The 20004-nt window shown below is 56.3% G+C and carries 15 protein-coding genes and 2 riboswitches; of the genes, 6 read left to right on the forward strand and 9 right to left on the reverse strand.

Going from position 1 to position 20004, the window contains the following annotated elements; all coding sequences use genetic code 11:
- Nucleotides 1–663 carry a TetR/AcrR family transcriptional regulator gene (locus tag Q1K76_RS09880; RefSeq protein WP_087408765.1) on the forward strand — a complete coding sequence of 221 codons (663 nt, stop codon included), beginning with the start codon at nucleotides 1–3 and terminating at the stop codon, nucleotides 661–663.
- Between the two features lie 97 nt (nucleotides 664–760).
- Here the strand turns inward: Q1K76_RS09880 and Q1K76_RS09885 are convergent, their stop codons facing one another.
- The 7 genes from Q1K76_RS09885 to Q1K76_RS09915 form a co-directional block, all read right to left on the reverse strand.
- On the reverse strand, nucleotides 761–1207 hold the full coding sequence (locus tag Q1K76_RS09885; protein ID WP_300133023.1) for a DUF4465 domain-containing protein: 447 nt from the start codon (nucleotides 1205–1207) through the stop codon (nucleotides 761–763).
- A gap of 304 nt (nucleotides 1208–1511) precedes the next feature.
- On the reverse strand, nucleotides 1512–2474 hold the full coding sequence (locus tag Q1K76_RS09890; RefSeq protein WP_300132957.1) for a DUF4465 domain-containing protein: 963 nt from the start codon (nucleotides 2472–2474) through the stop codon (nucleotides 1512–1514).
- 26 nt (nucleotides 2475–2500) lie between these two features.
- Nucleotides 2501–4681 (reverse strand): DUF5074 domain-containing protein, encoded by a 2181-nt coding sequence (locus Q1K76_RS09895; RefSeq protein ID WP_300132960.1) that lies wholly within the window; start codon nucleotides 4679–4681, stop codon nucleotides 2501–2503.
- Between the two features lie 79 nt (nucleotides 4682–4760).
- Nucleotides 4761–8429 carry a leucine-rich repeat protein gene (locus Q1K76_RS09900; protein WP_300132963.1) on the reverse strand — a complete coding sequence of 1223 codons (3669 nt, stop codon included), beginning with the start codon at nucleotides 8427–8429 and terminating at the stop codon, nucleotides 4761–4763.
- Between the two features lie 144 nt (nucleotides 8430–8573).
- Nucleotides 8574–8764, reverse strand: a riboswitch (cobalamin riboswitch).
- A gap of 31 nt (nucleotides 8765–8795) precedes the next feature.
- The gene (locus Q1K76_RS09905; protein ID WP_300132965.1) at nucleotides 8796–10001 is read right to left on the reverse strand and encodes a cell surface protein; all 1206 of its coding nucleotides are present in this window, start codon (nucleotides 9999–10001) and stop codon (nucleotides 8796–8798) included.
- Nucleotides 10002–10010: 9 nt separating this feature from the next.
- Nucleotides 10011–11174, reverse strand: coding sequence for a DUF5074 domain-containing protein (locus Q1K76_RS09910; RefSeq protein ID WP_300133026.1), 1164 nt, complete (start codon nucleotides 11172–11174; stop codon nucleotides 10011–10013).
- Entirely contained in the window at nucleotides 11174–13189 is a 2016-nt protein-coding gene (locus Q1K76_RS09915; protein WP_087881022.1) for a TonB-dependent receptor, read from the reverse strand. Before Q1K76_RS09915 ends, Q1K76_RS09910 begins: the two co-directional genes overlap by 1 nt.
- 111 nt (nucleotides 13190–13300) lie before the next feature.
- A riboswitch (cobalamin riboswitch) is annotated at nucleotides 13301–13501 on the reverse strand.
- Nucleotides 13502–13682: 181 nt separating this feature from the next.
- On the opposite strand from Q1K76_RS09915, the gene Q1K76_RS09920 reads away from it, so the two are divergent.
- From Q1K76_RS09920 to Q1K76_RS09940, 5 genes are read left to right on the forward strand one after another with little or no spacing between them, the layout of a single operon-like run.
- Complete coding sequence (locus tag Q1K76_RS09920) at nucleotides 13683–13952, forward strand: DUF4492 domain-containing protein (RefSeq protein ID WP_087408772.1); 270 nt, start codon at nucleotides 13683–13685, stop codon at nucleotides 13950–13952.
- A complete protein-coding gene (locus Q1K76_RS09925) occupies nucleotides 13949–15502 on the forward strand; it encodes a cytochrome ubiquinol oxidase subunit I (protein WP_087408773.1) in 1554 nt (517 codons plus the stop codon). The genes Q1K76_RS09920 and Q1K76_RS09925 overlap by 4 nt, the downstream gene beginning before the upstream one ends.
- A 9-nt stretch (nucleotides 15503–15511) precedes the next feature.
- Nucleotides 15512–16663, forward strand: coding sequence for a cytochrome d ubiquinol oxidase subunit II (gene cydB / locus Q1K76_RS09930; RefSeq protein ID WP_300132968.1), 1152 nt, complete (start codon nucleotides 15512–15514; stop codon nucleotides 16661–16663).
- Between the two features lie 58 nt (nucleotides 16664–16721).
- Nucleotides 16722–17324 (forward strand): YigZ family protein, encoded by a 603-nt coding sequence (locus Q1K76_RS09935; RefSeq protein ID WP_087408827.1) that lies wholly within the window; start codon nucleotides 16722–16724, stop codon nucleotides 17322–17324.
- A 3-nt stretch (nucleotides 17325–17327) separates the two neighbouring features.
- Entirely contained in the window at nucleotides 17328–17963 is a 636-nt protein-coding gene (locus tag Q1K76_RS09940; RefSeq protein WP_300132970.1) for a sugar O-acetyltransferase, read from the forward strand.
- Between the two features lie 78 nt (nucleotides 17964–18041).
- Here Q1K76_RS09940 and Q1K76_RS09945 read toward each other — a convergent pair whose 3' ends face one another.
- Entirely contained in the window at nucleotides 18042–18755 is a 714-nt protein-coding gene (locus Q1K76_RS09945; RefSeq protein ID WP_087408775.1) for a YjjG family noncanonical pyrimidine nucleotidase, read from the reverse strand.
- A gap of 231 nt (nucleotides 18756–18986) precedes the next feature.
- Nucleotides 18987–19988: a phosphodiester glycosidase family protein gene (locus Q1K76_RS09950; RefSeq protein WP_300132973.1), complete on the reverse strand. Its 1002-nt coding sequence runs from the start codon at nucleotides 19986–19988 to the stop codon at nucleotides 18987–18989.
- Between the last annotated feature and the right edge of the window lie 16 nt (nucleotides 19989–20004).

Genomic DNA, 20004 nt, shown 5'->3' on the forward strand with positions numbered 1-20004 from the left:
ATGAAAACCCAACCGACACATACCGTCCCCAAAAGCGGAGCAACCGAAAATATAGAAACCCGCATTATCGAAGCGGCCAAACAGGAGTTTATCGAAAAAGGATTCGAGCAAACCTCGATGAGCGACATCGCGGCCGTCGTGGGAATAAACCGCCCCACGCTGCACTACTACTTCAGGACAAAAGACAAAATGTTCCAGGCGGTCTTTGCCTCGATTGTGAGCAATTTCCTGCCCCATATCGATGCCATTTTTTCGCAAGACAAACCATTCGAAAAGAAACTGGAAGAGATTATCGACATCTATTTCGACATCTTCACAGCCAACCCCTCGCTACCCAAATTTATCGTCGGCGAGATTCACCGCGACGTCAATCACCTCATCGATACCTTCTACATCCTGAAGTTCGACCAGTACCTGAGCCACATCGGCGAGCTGCTCAAACAGGAGATTGACAAGAACCATCTCGAAAAGGTACCGATGCAGTTCCTCTTTATGACTTTTTACAGCCAGATTACCTTCCCGTTCCTCAGCCGTAACCTTTCGAAAAAGCTCTTTTTCCACGACAATCCCGAGGAGTATGCCCGGTTTCTGCCTCAATGGAAACAGCATATCATCGCACAAATCCTGCTCCTGCTCAATCCCCGGGAAGGCCTGCCCCTTTAAAAGGGAGCACCCCCGTCGAATCACTTCGCCGGAGGCACCATTCACTGTAGCAGTAGAGACTTAGCTAACAATAATCATCATACACTTTTTATAGAAGTCACTTTACAATCTTCACTCTGTACTCGCCACAGCGTATTACATAAACACCTGAAGGATAGGCTGTCATATCGATAGTTGCAGTACCATCTATCGGCTGAGTCACAACCGGAGTTCCGCTCAGGCTGTAAAGTGTGGCGTCGACCCGACGATCGGACTCTACCCGCACTACCCCGGCCGCACGGTCGTAATAGGCTTTGACGGCAGGAGCCACAGCCTCTTCGACCGACGAGGGCGCAGTCAGAACCGTAAGACGGTCGAGGCAAAAGTAGGTCGGGGTCTTGGGTCCACGCTCGCCTGGGCGGATCGACTCCATCGTGAAGTAAAGCGAAGCGACTCTTCCCAGCGGGCTCAAATCGACCCACTCCCACGATTTATTCAAAGTCCAGGTGTTGGAATCTTTGCCCCGGTAATCGGCCAGATAACAGTTACAATTAAAGCAAGTAATATTCTTCTCATTTACAAATTCATTTTAATGGATTATTTCATTTCGTCCGCCTCTGTCTCCACTCTGGTGGAAGGCGATTCGATAGGATAACGCACCGAGTCTGTTTTCCCCCTACTGGAGAAATGAAAAAAAATGATTTCTCGAATACTTTTGGCCTGAGAAGCGCAGCCATACATCTATTATACAAGCTATTACGACTATCAAAAAAAAAAGAAACGCCTCCGTCGAATCACTTCGCCGGAGGCGCCATACCCTATGGCAGTAGGGACTTAACTAATAAATTATCATACACTTGCTATAAAATTTATTTTACAATCTTCACGCTATAATCGCCACAGCGCACTACATATACGCCCGAAGGACAAGCGCTCATGTCGATTGCAGCCGTACCCTCTACATGCTGATTCAGCACCAAAGCACCGTTCATGTTGTATACAGCAGCCATAACCGGCTCGGCTGACTCTATGCGCACGGCACCATCGGCGCGATTGTAGTAGGCTTTAACGGCAGCTACCGTAGGCTCTTCGACCGACGAAGGTTCGGTCGACACCGTGAGTTTATCGAGACAGAAATAGCCGGGTGTATTCATGCCCCATTCGCCCGTATCGCTCGACTCCATCGTGAAATAAATCGAAGACACCTTGCCCAGTGAGCTCAGGTCGACCCATTCCCACGAGTCGTTGAGTTTCCACTCGTCGGAGTTTTCCGAACGGTAATCGGCCAGATAATATTCAACCGTTCTTATTTCGTCTCTATTCCCGTCAAGGCCATGAGCTACCAACTTGAACCAGGAACCTTGTTCAAATTTAGCGGCATAATTATTCCCGTTTTTCATTACATAATAGGAATAGGGACTGTTGCACACATAGCAACCTACGGCATAATGAGGAGACGAAATCTTTACTTCACACGATTTCCAGTCTTCGGTTTCATTACTGGTTTCCCAATATGCGCCCAGATAGGGAGTACCTTCACCGGCTACTCCCCCTTTGGCCATACACCCATATTGGTCGTCATAATCGGCCGAAGCTAAAATGGTGGTCATCTTACTGGCAAAGAATCCGCAAGAATACTGGGGAAAGGGCGACCTGTGTGCAAACGTAAACTCTTGGGATTTCACCTTGGCTTTATCATTAAAGACCTCGGTCCACAAGCCATCTTTGTCATAATTAATAGGTTCATTGGGGGTAGACAAATCCAACACAATGTTTTCGGCCGAAGCCATGCCGCTCAAAAGAACAGCCAACGCAAGTAAAATTTTCTTCATTGCTATATGATTTAATTGATTGATAACTATCGTTTTACAATTCGCATATTTTTCACGCTACCGCCATTTTGGACGGTCAGCACATAGATGCCCGGCGCAATGGACGACAGGTCGACGGCCGCTTTTCCACCCGAGACGACACCCCGGCAAACGGGTATGCCCCGCAGGTCGACCAGCCCGAATACCGAACCGTCGACGGCTACAATCGTAAGCCGGTCGTGCACCGGGTTGGGCCAGGCCTCGACGGCAGTACACATCGCCTCGTCGATACCGCTCGCCTCGGTCACCTGCACATCGACGGTGCGGGTCGCCTTTTTCCCGTTCGAGTTGACCGTGAGGGTCAAGCGGGTATCCCCTATGCTCACGCCGCTCACCGTGAGGTCATAGCCCGAGATGCGGGCCGTAGCAACCGAGGAATCCTCGACCTCGACGGCCGACACAATGGAGGCCGACAGATTGTCGGCATCGGTCACTGCTTCGAGCAACGAGATTTTTACCGGCTCACGGCCTATCGACAGCCGGTCGGGAAGAGCGATGACGGGCGCCTCGTTGTCGGGAAATACCGGCAGGGCCGGGAACCAGTAGTAGGGCTCGAGCTCTATCGTACCGAGCAGCTCGCCCGAAAGGCCGTCGACCACATGCACCCAGTTGTTCATGTAGTGCGACAGGTATCCGCTCTGGGTCGCCGTCACAATCAGGCGGTCGTTTCGAGGGTCTACCCGCAGGCCGGCACCCTGGAACTGCTGCACATAGGCCTTGTCCTGGTCGGGCAGGGTGAAGAAGTCGGCATCCAATTCGTCGGTCGGAATATGATAACGTGCAATTTGGTTTCCTTTTTCGTTTGCAAAATAAAGAAAATTATTTCGATATGCCGCACACAAACTGCCCGCATTCCACGCGCCCCAGGTGCTGGATACCCGGCAATCGTCGGGCAAGAGGCGGCTTCGGGTCTCGAGTGTAGCCACATCGATGCGCACGAGCGACGTGGCATCGGCGGCCCACACGCCACCGTCGCGTCCCAGCGTCAGGGTCGAGATGGTAGGCATGTCGATTGTGGTGTGCAACGTGTGGGTTGTGGCATCGATTACCAGCACACCCACCGCCTGCTTGGCGGCAAACACATAGCCGCCGGTCCGCACCATGGCACCGATTTGTCCGGCATAGAGGCCGCCCTCGCTGGCGGTCCCGGCAATCTCTTCGCCCAGGCTCATCGACTCCAGGTCGAAGCGGGTGATACCCGACGAGGTCCCTATGTAAGCCGTGTGTTCATCCACGCCCACAAAGGCCCGTCCGTCGCCCCCTATCTCGTCGAAGGCGGCCACCTTCTTCAGGGTGAGGGCATCGGCTACGACCAGACGACCGCCGGTCGAGGCATCGGCCGTACTGCTGGCCTGCTTCGAGACAAAAAAGAAACGCCCGCCATAGATGGCGCCATACTGTGTGGTCACCCCCAGCGTTTCGCCGGGATTCTCCCGACGGAAAGCCCGATAGACCCAACGTCCGTCAGACGTGAGGAAGTTGACCGTACCGTTGTCCCAGCCATACCAATCCTCATTGACCAGAAAGAGGCCCTGCGTGTAATCGACGGGGGCCTGTTCGTAGGGCTCCACCGCCACGGCCCCGGTATAGTCGGGGCGACTGCCGTCGGCCTTCTCGTAGAGAAACAGATAGGTAGCGCCGGCTTGCAGACGGGTGGCATTTACATCGGCCTCGACCGTAGTGCCGTCGGGCTGTTGTTCGAGACAGCGCCACACCCCGGGCTCGGCCTCCGAAGGCGAATTCCAGTGGTCCTCCTCATCGGTACAGGTCCAGCGGTTGTAGTTGCCGGGAGTCGAGGTGAAGAGACCCGAAGTCTGGTATTTGGGATAGGTGCTGTTGCCGCCCACAACGAGCGCGACGGTATTCTCGCCGTTCAGGTCGAAGCCGAGGCCGTCGACCGTATATCCGCCTTGACGGCGGGTGAGCGAGAAGAGCCGCGGGTCGGCCTTCACCACCTCGTTGAGCATAGCAATGACGGTAGTCTCGACGGTACCCCGATAACCCCAGGCCAGCGCCTCGGGCGACCGTCCGTCGTTCCAGGCAATCACCAGCGCCACCTCGGTATCGCCCTCGCCGGTCCAACTGACAATATCGGCCAGCGGGTAGGCCCCGACGAGCGCAAACAGGCTGCTCGCCCAGGCGGTCAAAAGGAGTACATAGCGTTTCATCTCTTCTATCTCTTTTTTTGAGGGGACCTCCCGGAGCCGAGCCCCGGGAGGTTGCCCTCTATGCCATGACCTCGGTCGCTCAGCGTCTGAGGTCGGTATTTACAAACACTTTCAAAACCTCTACCGAATGGTCGTCATACACGACCTTCACCAGATTGATACCCGGCACGGGAGCGGGCAACCGCTTGCCGTCGACCGAATAGTATTCGCGTGTCAGCACCACCTTGTCGGCCCCGACACCCTCGATGCCGGTGGGAGTAGCCACCCGGAAGGAGATTCGGAGCGTCGCCGTCGAGGTGGTCAGCACCAGCGTATAGTCGCCGGCCGGGAGCTCCTCGCCCTCACGCACGAGCGTAAGCACGGCCCCTTCGCTCGAGAGCGAGAAGGTCTGCCCGGCAAGCTCGGTATCGCCCTGTTTCAGGCGGACCGTAACGGCATCGGCCTCCACGAGGCTGCGATTGAAGGTGATGGCAAAGGTGGTTGTCTTTCCGTCGATTTCGAGCAACTCGCCACCGTCGAGCGTCATCTCGGGAGCAGTCGATACGATGGAGAGTTGGGTGAGCCAGGGCTGTATGTCGAACGCCTTCCAGTAGTTGGCCTCGGCATAATCGCCGCACGACTCGGCCGGCACATAGATTTTACAGCTCTCGGGCACCTTGTCGAAGGTGTTCGAGCTGGCCCCCGAGGGGAGCGCGCTGTTGATGTAGAGGCTCTCGAGGGCCGAACAGCCGCCAAAGGTATAGTTTGCTACCGAAGCGATGGCGCCGTTTACCACCACCCGGGTGAGCGAGGTATTGTTTCTGAAGAGGTTCGATTCGAGCGCCTTCACGCCGGTACCCAGCTCGGCCGACTGCAGGGCCGAACAACCGTAGAAGGCCGAGGCTCCCAACGAAGTTACCCCGTCGGGCACCACAATCGAGGTGAGCGAAGTACAGCCCGAGAAGAGGGCCGAACCCAGCGTGGTCACCTTATCGGAAAATTGAGCCGATTCCAGCCCCGTGCAACCGTAGAAGGCCGAGCGGCCGAAGGTGGTCACTCCGGGAGCATCGGGCAATCGTTTCAACCCGCGGCAGTTGTAGAAGGCGTAGTCGGCAATCTCGACAATCCGGTCGGAGAGCACCACCGAGTCGAGCACCGTACAGCCGTAGAAGGCATAGTCGGGAACTGAAGTTACCCCACCGCCGATGCGTGCCGTACGCAGGCCGGTACACTCTCTGAACACATAGCCGCCCAACGTCGTCACCCGGTCGGGAATATCGACCTCGGTCAACTTCGCACACCCCTTGAAGGCATACTCCCTTATTTCGACAATCTGCTCGGTCAGGGGCAGTTGGCTGAGGCCGCTGTTCTGGAAGGCATATTTTCCTATCGCCGTAATGTTGGCGGGCAATACCACCGATTCCAGAGCCGTACAGCCGCTAAAGGCATAGTCGGGTACCGCAGCAATGCCCGTGCCGAGCGTGGCCGAGGTCAATGCCGTACACTTTTCAAAGGCGTAGGAACCTATCGAGGTGATGCTGTTGGGCACCGTCAACTCGGTAATGCCCGTACAGCCCGAGAAGGCCGAGGCTCCCAGCGTCACAATCCGGTCGCTCAAGGGCAACGACTTCAACGCCGAACACCCTTTGAAGGCACTGGCTCCTATCTCGGTCACCGAGGGGCAGGCAATCTGCGACAACATCGTGCAGGAGTTGAAGGCATAGTCGCCAATCTTGGTGATGCCGTTCCCCACGGTGAGGGTCTCCAGCTTCTTGCAGTTGCTGAAGGCATAGGTGCCCAGCATGGTGACACTGTTGGGAATATCGAGGGTCTGTATCGCCGCTCCATAGAAGGCACGGCTGCCAATCGACTGCAACCCGTCGTTGAGGGTAAGGGTCGTGAGCGGACAGTTGAAGAAACTCCACTCCCCTATCGTCTGCACCGTAGCGGGCAATACCAGCGAGGTGAGGCCGGCACTGTCGAAAGCGCGGTCGCCGATGGCGGTGAGCCGGTTGCCCAGCGTGAGCGACGTCAGCTTCTTGCAGTCGGCAAAGGCATAGTCGCCGACAGTCGTGAGGCCGTTGCCCAACGATACGGTCGTGAGCGAAGCGCACTTGCTGAAGGCATGGCTGCCCAGCGAGGTCACCCCGTCGGGCAGCGACACCGAGGCGATGGCCGTCTCGGCAAAGGCATATTTCCCGATTTCGCGCAAAGCCGATTGCCCGGACAGGGTCAGGCTCTGCAAGGCACTGCAACCGTAACAGGCATAATCGCCCACCCGTGTCACCGTAGCCGGAAGCTCCACCGCAGCCAGAGCCGAGCAGCCGTAAAAGGCCGAATCGCCTACCTGCGTGAGCGAATGGCCCAGCGAGGCCGAAGCCAGTTTGGCACAGCCGTTGAAAGCCAGAGCCTCTATGGTAGTCAGACCGTCGGGCAACGCTACGGCGGTCAAAGCCGTACAGCCGGCAAAGGCCGAACGTCCCAGAGTCTTGAGATTTTCGTTTGTCGTGAGCGTAGTCAGTGCCGTACAACCGCCGAAGGCTTCGGCTCCAATCGTGGCGGCCGACTCGGGCAGCGCCACGGCAGTCAGCCCCGTACAGCCGTAGAAAGTCCCCTCGCCTATCGTCTGCACCGTGGCGGGGAGCTCTATCGAAGTCAGTTTGGTACACCCCATGAAAGCCATGTCGCCGATGGCGGTCACCGTACAGGATTGGCCATCGAGCTCGACCGTGGCGGGTATGGTCAAGGTGCCCGAAAAGGTTGCATACGAGTCGTCATACATGATGACTGCCGTGTGGGGAGCCTCGCCCGGAATGGCCACCACGGCCTTTTCGCCCACGGTGAGGGTGACCGGGTCGGTCGATACCGAGCCCAGCCGGTTTCCGGCCACACAATAGTAGCTGCCGGCATCGGCCGTCGTAGCCGACGCTATCGAGTAGACAGCCTTCACGGCCCCTTCGATGGCGACCTTGTCCTTATACCACTGATAGGTGAGGCTGTCGCCCCGGAATACCGGCACAAAAGCGGCCGGCTCGCCCGGCGACACCACCAGGCTCTCGGGCTGACTCTTTATCGAGGGTTCGGTGAGCCCGTTCTTGGCGGCAGCGGCCAGCGGTTTCCAGTCATACGACTGCATGCCGGCCGAGAAATTCCAACCGTCCCAACACCCGTCGGTGAGCTTACGGCCCGAGATTCCCATGTTGCTGTAATACCACGAATCGCTATCGGCCGACTTCGTCCAGTACGACCAGTAGCCCTGATACCACCCCGACTGCCAATAGTCCTCGGGGTCGGTACAGCTCCACCCGTCGTAGGAGTAGCCCGACATGGGTATCAATCCCAACTCGTTGGCCTGCCGCACCTCACCATCCTTGACGATGGCAAAATCGCCGCTCTTGTTCACATCGTAGCCTAAGCCCGAGACCGTGCTGCCGAACGCCGTGCCCGACTCCGAGGCAATGACAAACCGCGGGTCGGCTGCCGCAATGGCCGTAATCATGGTGGCGCCGGTAGCCTCGCCGTCCCAGCGGAAGCCCCACACCAGGGCACTCTCCTCGCCGTCGACATTCCACTGCACCGCCAGAGCCGCCCGGTTGGCGCCCTCGCCGGTCCAGTTTTCAATCATTTCCATCGTGAAGGTTCCATCGGCAATAGCCCGAGGCGATACCTGCTGCACGGCGGTAGGGTGCGGCCGCCCCTGCACAAGTATCTGTGCCGGCAACTGCATCACCGCAAACAGCAAAAGCATGAAAACATAAATCTTTTTCATTTCGGTTAAATCTTTAAGTATTAAAATTGAACAATCGTTTTTGCCATTTCAATACTTGCAAGATATGGTTTACCCCTGCCCATGGAACCGCCTCCGGCCTGCCGGCCCGGAATCGTTTTTTGCCACAGCTCATACCTCGCAAGCTATCGGGACAATACGCACGGCAGGTCTTCTGACTCACTCCGGCAGCCGAGGCCTTCCCAATCGCACGGATCAGTGACTTGTCTCTCGGCTCCTTTTCGATGGAGTTCACAGCAGCGGGACTGTTCGGGACTCACACCCGATTCCCTTTTAATCGGCCTTCAACGGGCCGAACCGGTGCGCACTATACGCTATTTTATTCTTACTATTCTATCTCTCTTTTTCTTACTTTTCCTCGATGTGCAAATCGGTCACTCCGGCCACCTCGGTCGAGCACTCGCCCAACCAGCCGTTGAACTGATTGACACCGGTATAGATCTTGATAAAGTCGATGCCCTGCAAATGCACGGGATTGCCCTCGGCATCGACCGCCCAGTCGATTTTGAAGTTGGACTTTTCGCTGTCGTTGGGGTGGTTGTCGGCATAGCCCCAATCGTAGGCATAGAGCACATAGTAAGAGCCGTTGCCGCTCTCGTCGACGGCATTGTCGGGCAAGCGGGTGCCCTCGAACGTGAGCGTCTCGTCGGAGAGCCACTGCGGGTAATAGGATTGCTTGTGGAAAACGACCTTCGACACGTAGCCGGTCCCGCCCTGGTTGTCGGTCCAGCGCACATAGGTCGAGTCGGTCACGCTGGTATCGGTACCGGGCACCGGAGTCTTGTTTTCGTCGGGGCGGTAATAGGTGATTCCGTAATTTTTCACCGTCTCTTCCTTGTGATATTCACTGCCGGCCAGTTCGTACCACTCGTCATCGGGGAGGCCGTTGCCGTTGACATCGACCGATACCATCACGATACCGGGCTCGCTGCTGCCGCCCGATGCGGCAGTGGGTTTGCCCGTGGAGTAGAAGGCATTGCCCAAGACCTTGAAGTCGTATTCGCCGGGACGGTTGACAATCGTATGGTCAAATCCCACGACGATATAACCGCCGTAACCGCCCAGCGACACCATCGTACCGGCATTGTAGGCCAGACAGTCCTCGGCCTTCTGCCGCATGGTCTCCTCGGTATCGCCCTCGCTATACTCGGGCAGCTCGTTGACAAACTGCCCCGGAGCCGGGCGATACTCATGCACCCGGGTGATGTAGGGGCTGTAAGCTACCTCCTCCTGGCGGACCACAATCTGCATGAGGTGTTCGACAGGGTTGGCCGAGTCGTAGATGTTCAGCTTCAGCCAGTAGGTACCGGTCTCGTAGGCCACGAAGGTATAGTCGCGGGTGGTGGCCACGAGCGAGTCGACCACCGTCGATTCGTACGAAAGGTGCCACTCGTACCGCTCACCCGTAAACTGCGGGTGGAGGGTCAACTTCTTCATGCGTTCTACCACATAGGTATCGTCGAGCCCCAGCGAAATCAGAGCGGGGGTGTCGTTCTGGCAGGCGGTCAGCAGACCGAGCCAGAGAATCGACAGAAAGTAGAAAATTCGTTTCATATTCAAGAGTTAGTTTTTGCTCAAAAAAGCCATGTGGGCGGGAATGTCGCCGGTGCGGACCTTCCACTTTAACCGTCCGTCGCGACCGTAGCAGAGCAGATTCCCGCTCGACACGTAGTTCTTGGCGTCGGTCACATAAATGTCGCCGTTCTGGGGATTCACCTTCAATCCGTAGGGTACCTCGATGTCGGTCTCGGTACCGTCCGTGATGAAGTTGTCCGATACCAACCGGCCGGTGCGCACGTCGACAATACCGTAGGTCACCCGGTTCTCCTGCGATATATCGCTCCAGGCCACGCTGTAGAGGTAGAGCGAGTCGCCGCAAATCTCCATCTCGCTACACGGAATATCGAGCGTGTCGCTCACCTCCATGCGGCCGGTGCGCTGGTCCTTCTCCAGAACAAACAGGCGCGAAGGCACCGACTTGTAGTCGCCCCGCGACGATACCCACAACTTGCCGTAGCGGTCGGCCCGGATGCGATGCAGGTTTATCCCCACGGGAATCTTGCGTATCTGGGTCATCGTGGCGATGTCGACCACCGAGACCGTATAGTCGTAATTGGGCTTGCGGTATCCGCCCGAGTTGGCCACATAGATGAGGCCGTCCTGCACCACCAGCTCGTCGGGCTGATAGCCCACCGTCACCTCGGCCGTCACCTCGAGGGTGGCCGTGTCGACCTGGAAGACGGCGCCGAGCTGGGCATTCGGGTCGATGCCAACCGGCCCCACATAAGACGACACATAGGCGTAGCCGCCGTCGAAGGCCACATACCGGCAGTTGGGAATATCGACCTGGCCGATACGCTGGCAGGTACGGGCGTCGAGCACCTCGACCTTGTGCGAGCAGTTGATGACGGCATAGAGTTTGGAACCGTAAATCTGTATGTCGTTCCCCACGTCGCCCAGCTCCTTGACCACATTGGGGTTGCGCTCGGCATAAAGGTTGCGGGCATACTGCCCCTGCTCGAAGTCGACAAAGTCGAGCGTACATTTGTTCGACCCCATGTTGCCCTCGTTGAGCAGATAGAGCCCGGCAAAGGGCGACTCACGGTCGAGCATCGGCAACGACTCGTATTCGGTGAGGACAATCACATCGTCCTCCCGGCACGAGGTCATCGATACCAGCATCGCCAGCATCATCCCGATAATTATATGTAAAATTCTGCCTCTCATCATAATTCGATAGCTATGCCAAACCGATAGTTACGCATCGGCATGGGGTAATTGAGCACTACGTCGTAGGCCTGGTCGAACAGGTTGTTGACCTCGGCCGTCACTTTCAGATTCACAGCTTTGATTTTGAACGACTTCACCAGCGATATGTCGCTCGTGTACCACGGCTGCACATAGTTATACTCGATATTCTCCTGCTGGTTGTACCGCTCGCCCACGTAGACAAAGCTGTAGTTGAGGCCCCAATCCTTGTAGGTGAGCCCCAGAATGGCCGAGCCGCTGTGCCAGGGGATATAGGGTATCTGGTCGCGGTAGTAGTTGTCGCTGGGGTTGGTGATGTCGATGGCCTCCTGATAGGTATACTGCACCTTGGTCATCAGCCCGATTTCGAGCGGCAGACGGAAGGTGGCCGTGGCCTGCACGTCGACACCCCGGATGTCGACCTTCCCCAGGTTGAGCATGGTCCAGCGGAACTGCTGCCCCTTGGGATAGGCGACAATCTTGTCCTTCACCAGATTGTAATAGGCATCCACACCGGTATGGAATCCCGAGAGGAATCCCGTCTTGGGTGCCACGGCATAGGTAAAGCCCACGTTGTACTGGGTGGCACTCTCGGGCTTCAGGGCCGAGTTGCCCATATCGGTGTAATAGAGGTCGTTGAAGGTGGGCATGCGGTATATCTGCTTGTAGAAGGCTCGCAGCACCCAGTTGTATCGCTTGAGCGGCTGGTACGAGAGGAAGACGGCGGGTGTCACCTTGCTCTTGTTGGGAGCCTTGGTCTGCCCCTCGGCCGTCTCGTCGACCAGCGTAGCCAGCACGCTGGCCTGCATCTTCAGCCGGTCGGCCAGCGAGAAGGCGGTAGCGGCCGAAATCCAGTGGGTGTAGCGGCTGGCCGAGAGGTACTCCGACAGCCCGTTCCACTGCATGTCGTAGGCCACCGACACGTCCCAGTTGCGGAGTATCGAATACTTGTTGGCCAATGACACGTAGACCTCGCGCTGCTTGTACTGGTTGTCGACCCGCATCAGCTTGTCGTCGTTGTTCACATAGTGGGTATAATCGAACGCATACTTGGCATTGACCTTGAGGCTGTACTTGCGGGTAATATCCTGCTGATAGACGCCTTGCACGAAGGTGTTGCGGTCCCACAACCGCTCGCCGTTGCGCCACACGTTGTTGACGATGGCGCCGGGGATACCCCGCTCGGAGCTGTAATGGTAGACGTAGGCTTTCCAAAAACCGTTGGAGAGATAGCCCTGCAGACCGCCCTCGAAACGCACGGCATCGATGTCGCCGTTTTGCCGGGTAGCCGTGGTGTCGTAGGCCACCTCGCCCGAGGGGGTAACCCGCTTGTAACGGAATTTGTACTTACCGCTCGAGTTGGTCCACTCGCTGTTGAAGGTCATGCTCACGCTCTCGCTGAGCTTGTATTCGAAGAGCACCGAGGGGTTGACCAGGTCGAACGACCCCGTTTTGAACGAGGCCTTCAGGTGCGACTTCTCGCCCGGCTTGAACTTGGGCCGACGGGTGGTGAGGTAGATGGAACCGGCCGAACCGAACTCGCGGGCCGACTGGAATATCTCGCTCTTCTGCCCGTTGTAGAGCGAAATCTCCTCGATATTCTCGAGCGAGAATTTTCCCAGATCCACCTGGCCGTTCTGGGCATTGCCCAACTGGATGCCGTTGTAATATACACCCATGTGGTTGGTACCCATGCTGCGGATGTTGACGGTCTTCAAACCGCCCACACCGCCGTAATCCTTAATCTGTATACCCGAAAAGTAGCGTATGGCATCGGCCACCGAAAAGCTGTTGAGGGCCTGCAGCTCCTTGCCGGCGAGTTTCTGTGAGGGTATCACCTCGCTATACCGGTTGGCCGTGACCATTACCTCGCCCAGCGACCGGGTCTGTATCGAGTCGGTCGACGAAGTCTCATCGGCCCACACCCGCACGGGCAGAGCAGCCAGTACCCCAATCGCACACACAAACGATACCCAACGACAAAGTCTTTCCATCGGACTATTTTTTAACAGCCTCGGAGCGGGTTCTTTCGATACAAGTCGGTGTAAACAGACGGACGCGTGTAGGCCACCCTTCCGCAGATTCACAAGCTCTACCCCCCGAAAGCTAATGACTAAAAGCATGGCAGGTCTTCTGACTTACTCCGGTAACCGAGGCCTTCCCAATCGTCATAATCAGTGGCTTTCAAGTATTCTCGGCACCTCTACGGGAGCTTACAGCAGCGGGACTGTTCGGGATTTTCACCCGATTCCCTTTTCATTCTACGCCCCGGACGGGGTTTCGAAACCAATGCGTGACAAAGGTAACACAAATTATTGATACTGTTCTATTTTTTCTTGGAAATTATTCCAAACCAAACCTGCACCCCAATCGTTACTTGTGAAAAAAGTATTGATTCGTAATAAAAAATAACGGTTATAAATTTGTATCAATCACAAATTTTACCGAATATTGCGAAAATTTTCTTCATCTACATACAATACACTTATGGAAGAAAACCAAACCTTGAAAAACGACAATTTCGTAGTGCGCGTATGGCGATTCTACCTTGAAGGATTCCGATCGATGACCTTGGGAAAAACACTTTGGGCAATCATTCTTATCAAACTGTTCATCATGTTTTTTATCCTGCGGCTCTTCTTTTTCCCCAACATTTTGCAAAAAGAGTTCGATACCGACGAGGAGCGGGCCAATGCCGTCATCGAAAATCTCACCAATACCAATAATTCTCAACAACAACAATCACAGGAGTTATGAACGATCTTTTCACGCTCGTAGACTGGTCGAGGGCACAATTTGCACTCACCGCTATTTATCACTGGCTGTTTGTCCCCCTCACGCTGGGGTTGGGCATAATCGTCAGTATCATGGAAACCATCTACTACCGTACCGGCGACGAACGATGGAAAACCATTACCAAATACTGGATGACCCTCTTCGGCGTCAACTTCGCCATCGGGGTGGCAACCGGTATCATTCTCGAGTTCCAGTTCGGTACCAACTGGTCCAACTACAGCTGGTTCGTGGGCGACATTTTCGGGGCGCCGCTCGCCATCGAGGGCATCATGGCCTTCTTCATGGAGGCGACCTTCATCGCCGTCATGTTCTTCGGCTGGAACAAAGTGAGCAAACGGTTCCACCTGGCTTCGACCTGGCTCACCGCCATAGGGGCCTCGATTTCGGCGCTGTGGATTCTGGTAGCCAACTCGTGGATGCAATACCCCGTGGGCATGAAGTTCGACCCCGAGACTGCCCGCAATGTCATGGACGACTTCTGGGCGCTGGTACTCTCGCCGGTAGCTGTCAACAAGTTTTTCCACGCCGTATCGGCCGGCTGGGTGCTGGGCGGTATCTTCGTCGTGGGCGTGAGTGCATGGTATCTGCTTAAGAATCGCGAAAACTTCCTGGCCAAACAGAGCATCCGCGTGGGGGCCTGGGTAGGTCTGGTGGGGGCTCTCGTCGTAGCCTACACCGGTGACGGTTCGGCCTATCAGGTAGCCGACAAGCAACCCATGAAACTGGCTGCCATGGAGGGTGTCTACCACGGCAAGGAGGGGCAGGAGCTTATCGCCTTCGGTATTCTCAATCCGGCCAAGGAGTTCAACAACAACGAGAAGGAGTTTCTCTTCGACATACCTATCCCCAAACTGCTCTCAATACTGGCTACGCGCCAGGTCGACGGTTTCGTGCCGGGTATCAACGACATCATCGACGGCGGTTACCCCGACAAGAACCTCAAGGGTGAGGAGATTATCGCGCTCTCGGCCCAGGAGAAGATGGAGCGCGGCCGCCTGGCCATCGCCGCTCTGGCCGACTTCAACACGGCCCGGCAAAACAACGACACCACGGCCATGAATGAGGCCCGGGCCCGACTCGATGCCAACTACGAATACTTCGGCTACGGCTATGTCGACTCGGTCGAACAGCTCATTCCCCACGTGCCGTTTGTCTTCTACTCGTTCCACATCATGATTATCCTGGGCGGTTACTTTATCCTCTTCTTCATCCTCGTGCTCATCCTCTCCTACAAAGAGAAACTGCATAACCTCAAATGGATGTTGTGGGTAGCCATACTCACCATTCCGCTGGGATACGTCTGCCTCGAAGCCGGCTGGATTGTGGCCGAGATGGGCCGCCAACCGTGGGTTATCCAGGACATCATGCCTACCTTCGCCGCCATCTCGAAAATCGAGGTAGCCTCGGTACAGACCACCTTCTGGCTCTTTGCCGCCCTCTTTACCATCCTGCTCATCGCCGAGGTGGGTATCATGTTGAAACAAATCAAAAAAGGAACCGAAAAAAAATAAAGACACGCTATGGAACTGAACGAACTATTTTACCAGCAATACTGGTGGTTTCTCATCTCGCTGCTGGGCGCAATACTGGTATTCCTGCTCTTTGTGCAGGGCGGACAATCGCTGCTGGCGACCATGGGTAAAAACGAAATTGAAAAGAGCATGATGGTCAACTCGCTGGGCCGCAAGTGGGAGTTCACCTTCACCACCCTCGTGGTGTTCGGCGGGGCCTTCTTCGCCTCCTTCCCCCTCTTCTACTCCACCAGTTTCGGCGGGGCCTACTGGCTGTGGATGGCCATCCTGTTCAGCTTCATCATACAGGCCGTATCGTATGAATACCGTTCGAAGAGCGGCAACTTCCTGGGCAAAAAGACCTACGACGCCTTCCTCTTTGTCAACGGCGTGGTGGGCCCCCTACTGCTGGGCGTAGCCGTGGGTACCTTCTTCACCGGAGCCGATTTCGTGGTCGACAAGGCCAACCTCACCACTCCCGGGGCACCGGTCATCAGCAGCTGGACCAACGACTGGAACGGCCTGGAGGCTCTGCTCGACGTGCGCAACCTGTTGCTGGGCATCACGGTGCTCCTGCTGGCCCGCACACAAGGAGCCCTCTACTTCATGAACAATATCAAGGACGATACCCTCTTCGAACGGGCACGCAAACAGGTGCTGGTCAACGGCATCGTGTTCGTGCTCTTCTTCCTCTCGTTCGTGGCCGCTACCCTGATGGCTACCGGCTACGAGACCAACCCGCTCACCGGCGAGGTATTTACCCGGCCCTACAAATATTTCTACAATTTCGTTGAAATGCCGTGGGTAGCCTTCATGTTCCTCGTGGGTGTGGTGCTGGTGCTCTATGCCCTCATCCGCTCGGTATTCGGGCAGCACTTCACCCGAGGCATCTGGTTCTCGGGTATCGGCACCGTGCTGGTGGTTCTCAGCCTCTTCTTCATCGCCGGCTACAACCACACCCCCTACTACCCTTCGGCTGCCGACATGCAGAGCTCGCTCACCATCTGCAACAGCTCGTCGAGCCTCTTCACCTTGAAAACCATGAGCGTAGTATCGCTGCTCATCCCCTTTGTACTGGCCTACATCGTCTATGTATGGCGGGCCATGGACAAGAAGCCCATCACCGCCAGCGAAATGGAGAGCAACGAACACAAATATTGATACTTGCGTATTCCCCAAAAAGAGCTTACTTTTGCAGAGGTAAGCTCTTTTTTTGTATATGGATGACACCTACCTGACCATATCGCGCACCTCGGAGGGAATTTACAAGGAGAAGATGAGTAAGTTCCTCTCCTTCGCTATCCCCGTGACCACCGTCGACGAGGTGAAGCGTGAACTCGAAAAATACCAAAAGGAGTATTACGATGCCCGCCACGTGTGCTGGGCCTACATGCTGGGACACGAGCGCACCCAGTTCCGCTCGAACGACAACGGCGAACCCTCGGGGACGGCCGGGAAACCGATACTCGGGCAAATCAACTCGGCCAACCTGACCGACATCCTCATCGTCGTGATACGCTACTTCGGAGGCATCAAGCTGGGTACCAGCGGACTCATCGTGGCCTACCGCGAAGCGGCTGCCGAAGCCATCGCCGCCAACGAAATCGTGGAGCGGCTGGTCGAAGACGAGGTGCAGTTCGGTTTCGAATACCCCCTGATGAACGAGGTGATGCGTGTCGTCAAAGAGGAGGGGCCCACCATCGTCTCGCAACTCTTCGACATGGATTGCGAGATGACCCTGCGCATACGCCGTTCCCGCATGGAGAACCTCAAAAACCGGCTGTCGAAAATCGACGGCCTTCACTTCCTAAACGAACCTTAACCGATGATGACCGAACAAGAAAAAATGGAGGGAGGGCAACTGTACGACGCCTCGGCTCCCGAACTGCTGCAAAAACTGTTTGCCACCCGCGATAAACTTTTCGAACTCAACTACCGCCTGCTACCCTCGCAAACCGAGGAGCGGGAGCAGCTGCTCCGCGACATTCTGGGCACCACGCCCGAACGGTTCACCATCGTATCGCCCTTCCTGTGCGACTACGGCCACAACATCCACGTAGGCAAAAACTTCTTTGCCAACTACAACTGCGTGATGCTCGACGAGGCCCCCATCACCATCGGCGACAACGTACTCATTGCCCCCAACGTGGGCCTCTACACTGCCGGCCACCCCATCGACGTGGAGCGTCGCAACCAGTGGCTCGAGTATGCCTGGCCCATCACCATCGGCAACAACGTGTGGATTTGCGGCGGCGTGACCATCGCCCCCGGCGTGACCATCGGCGACAATACCATCATCGCAGCCGGCAGCGTGGTGACCGGCGACATCCCGGCCAACGTCATCGCCGGCGGTAACCCTTGCCGCGTCATACGCCCCGTCACCGAAGCCGATCGCCAGCGCTCCTACGACTGGACCGAAGAGCAGGCTCGACGCACTCAAAAGAAACAAAATCGAGATTAAACCCAAACAGGACCGACGGGAGTTTCCGGCTCACACCGGCGCCTCCCATACCCACGGGCATACTCAACCGCCACCGCCTCACAGAATTGCCTTCAGTTGAGAAAGCTCGGTAACCATATAGTCGGGTTGAGGCCCGGTCACGGGCAAGTTGTCACGGTTGAAATAGATGGCCCGCCACCCGGCATTCATCGCCCCCAGAATATCGGCGTCGTAGTTGTCGCCCACAATCACCGTATCGGCAGCGGTGCTCCCCACCACCTGCAAGGCGTAGTCGAAGAGCCGGCGGTCGGGCTTGGTGATGCCTATCTCGTCAGAGAGGATGAGCCGCTTGAAATAGCGATCGATACCCCCCGACTGCAATTTGCGAGCCTGCACTTCGGCAAAGCCGTTGCTCAGGATGTAGAGCGGGTAGCCCTTGGCCGTGAGGTAATCGAGCAGATCGATAGCCCCCGGCACCAGCGTCTTCTGCTGGGCCAACACATCGAGATAGCGGTGGTTGAGAGCCATGATGAAGTCCATGTCGCCGCTCAACGCACTGCCCGCCTCACGAAACGGACGGGCAAAACGCTCCACAATCAGGAAATCTTTCGTCACCCGATTGTGGTGATACTCCTCCCACAACTCGTGATTAGCCGTCATGTAGAGCTTCTCGAACTGTTCGTAACCGGTAAATGCACGCCCGAGCGAAAACTCGTCGTACACCTGCCGCAACGACAGTTTGGAGTTGGCCTGGAAATCCCATATCGTATCGTCCAAATCGATAAACAGCGTCTTACACATCAAACCACTCATAGCTTTCTTGTTTTAGAACCGGCCATTGCATGCCTCATCGACAACACGGCCACAGGAGAGGTAACCTCCCACTCCGGCGCAAAGATAGTGCAAAAAAAGAGCAGAGACAAACCACGGTCTGCCTCTGCCTGTACAAGCTATCGAAAAATTTTCCCAACTTCCCGATAGAGCCGATTTTATTCGAAATACAGCGTCCCCCTGTGCAAAGGGGGGAACATTCACACACGTATCTTATTTCTCGACAATGGCAAAGCCGTTGCCCACGGCGCGAGGGGTGCCGTCGGAGGGCCGGTTGCGCACCACGAACGAGGCCCGGTCGGTTACATTCTCGTCGCGCAGCACCATAATCGAAGAGCCGCCGCCATCGTAGTTCACGGCATCGTAACTGCCTATGCCCCACATGAAGTCGGCCAACTCGTAGATGTCGAGTCCTTCGGCATAGTTCACCCGACGACCGTCGACCACCACGACATAGAGCGTCTGCTTGTCTTCGGAGAGCCCGATGGCCGTGCGCGGATGCGTATCGCACAGATAGGTACCTATGCTGCTGATGCCGTCGTTGAACACGCCGCGGCGAATGAGACAACCCAGACCGCCCAATGCCTGATAAATCTCGGCACTGCGCTTGACCACGTTGCTGGCCACGTCGATGTCGACACTGCCGTCGCGCGTCATATAGACGGTAAACTCGTGATTGGGGTCTTGCCACCAGTCGCTCAACGGATAACCGTCTTTCCAAAAGAGCTCCTTGGGCTTGATGAGCGTAATCTCTCCGTCCGAAGCCTTTTTGTATACCCAAAAGCCACCGTTCACCGCCACATGTACCCGACGGCCCGAGTTCTCGAGATACTTGGCCTGCTCGGGAATCGTGTTCACCCGGGTAGGCATCACGTTCACCTCGCCATAGGGTGTAGTGGTGGCAATGGTCAGTTTCGACAAATCGACCTCGGCCACATAGGCATGTTGCCGGGCCTTGGCCGTGTTGAAGTCAATCTCCGAAAGCACCAGCCCGGGGAAACGCTCTTCGGTCGTCACCCGCGTTACTTTCGTCACCAAGTCGGTACGACTCAGGATGCGCTGCACCAATACCGACGTCGTGTCGATAGTTACCGGGTAGGAGGGCGTGTTGTTGCCTGTTCCACCCGGTTCGTCATTTCCGCTGCACGATGTAACACCCAGTGCCACAATCACGCACCAGAGCCAATACTTGCAATCTTTACCAAACCTTTTCATCTTGTTTTACCTGTTT

Source organism: uncultured Barnesiella sp. (assembly GCF_946496565.1).
Lineage (GTDB): Bacteria > Bacteroidota > Bacteroidia > Bacteroidales > Barnesiellaceae > Barnesiella > Barnesiella merdigallinarum.

What these genes read in the sequence shown, in the direction of transcription:
- Q1K76_RS09880 (WP_087408765.1), top strand. Translation starts at nt 1, where the DNA reads ATGAAAACCCAACCGACACATACCGTCCCCAAAAGCGGAGCAACCGAA.
- Q1K76_RS09890 (WP_300132957.1), bottom strand. Translation starts at nt 2,474, where the DNA reads ATGAAGAAAATTTTACTTGCGTTGGCTGTTCTTTTGAGCGGCATGGCT.
- Q1K76_RS09895 (WP_300132960.1), bottom strand. Translation starts at nt 4,681, where the DNA reads ATGAAACGCTATGTACTCCTTTTGACCGCCTGGGCGAGCAGCCTGTTT.
- Q1K76_RS09900 (WP_300132963.1), bottom strand. Translation starts at nt 8,429, where the DNA reads ATGAAAAAGATTTATGTTTTCATGCTTTTGCTGTTTGCGGTGATGCAG.
- Q1K76_RS09905 (WP_300132965.1), bottom strand. Translation starts at nt 10,001, where the DNA reads ATGAAACGAATTTTCTACTTTCTGTCGATTCTCTGGCTCGGTCTGCTG.
- Q1K76_RS09910 (WP_300133026.1), bottom strand. Translation starts at nt 11,174, where the DNA reads ATGAGAGGCAGAATTTTACATATAATTATCGGGATGATGCTGGCGATG.
- Q1K76_RS09915 (WP_087881022.1), bottom strand. Translation starts at nt 13,189, where the DNA reads ATGGAAAGACTTTGTCGTTGGGTATCGTTTGTGTGTGCGATTGGGGTA.
- Q1K76_RS09920 (WP_087408772.1), top strand. Translation starts at nt 13,683, where the DNA reads ATGGAAGAAAACCAAACCTTGAAAAACGACAATTTCGTAGTGCGCGTA.
- Q1K76_RS09925 (WP_087408773.1), top strand. Translation starts at nt 13,949, where the DNA reads ATGAACGATCTTTTCACGCTCGTAGACTGGTCGAGGGCACAATTTGCA.
- cydB (WP_300132968.1), top strand. Translation starts at nt 15,512, where the DNA reads ATGGAACTGAACGAACTATTTTACCAGCAATACTGGTGGTTTCTCATC.
- Q1K76_RS09935 (WP_087408827.1), top strand. Translation starts at nt 16,722, where the DNA reads ATGGATGACACCTACCTGACCATATCGCGCACCTCGGAGGGAATTTAC.
- Q1K76_RS09940 (WP_300132970.1), top strand. Translation starts at nt 17,328, where the DNA reads ATGATGACCGAACAAGAAAAAATGGAGGGAGGGCAACTGTACGACGCC.
- Q1K76_RS09945 (WP_087408775.1), bottom strand. Translation starts at nt 18,755, where the DNA reads ATGAGTGGTTTGATGTGTAAGACGCTGTTTATCGATTTGGACGATACG.
- Q1K76_RS09950 (WP_300132973.1), bottom strand. Translation starts at nt 19,988, where the DNA reads ATGAAAAGGTTTGGTAAAGATTGCAAGTATTGGCTCTGGTGCGTGATT.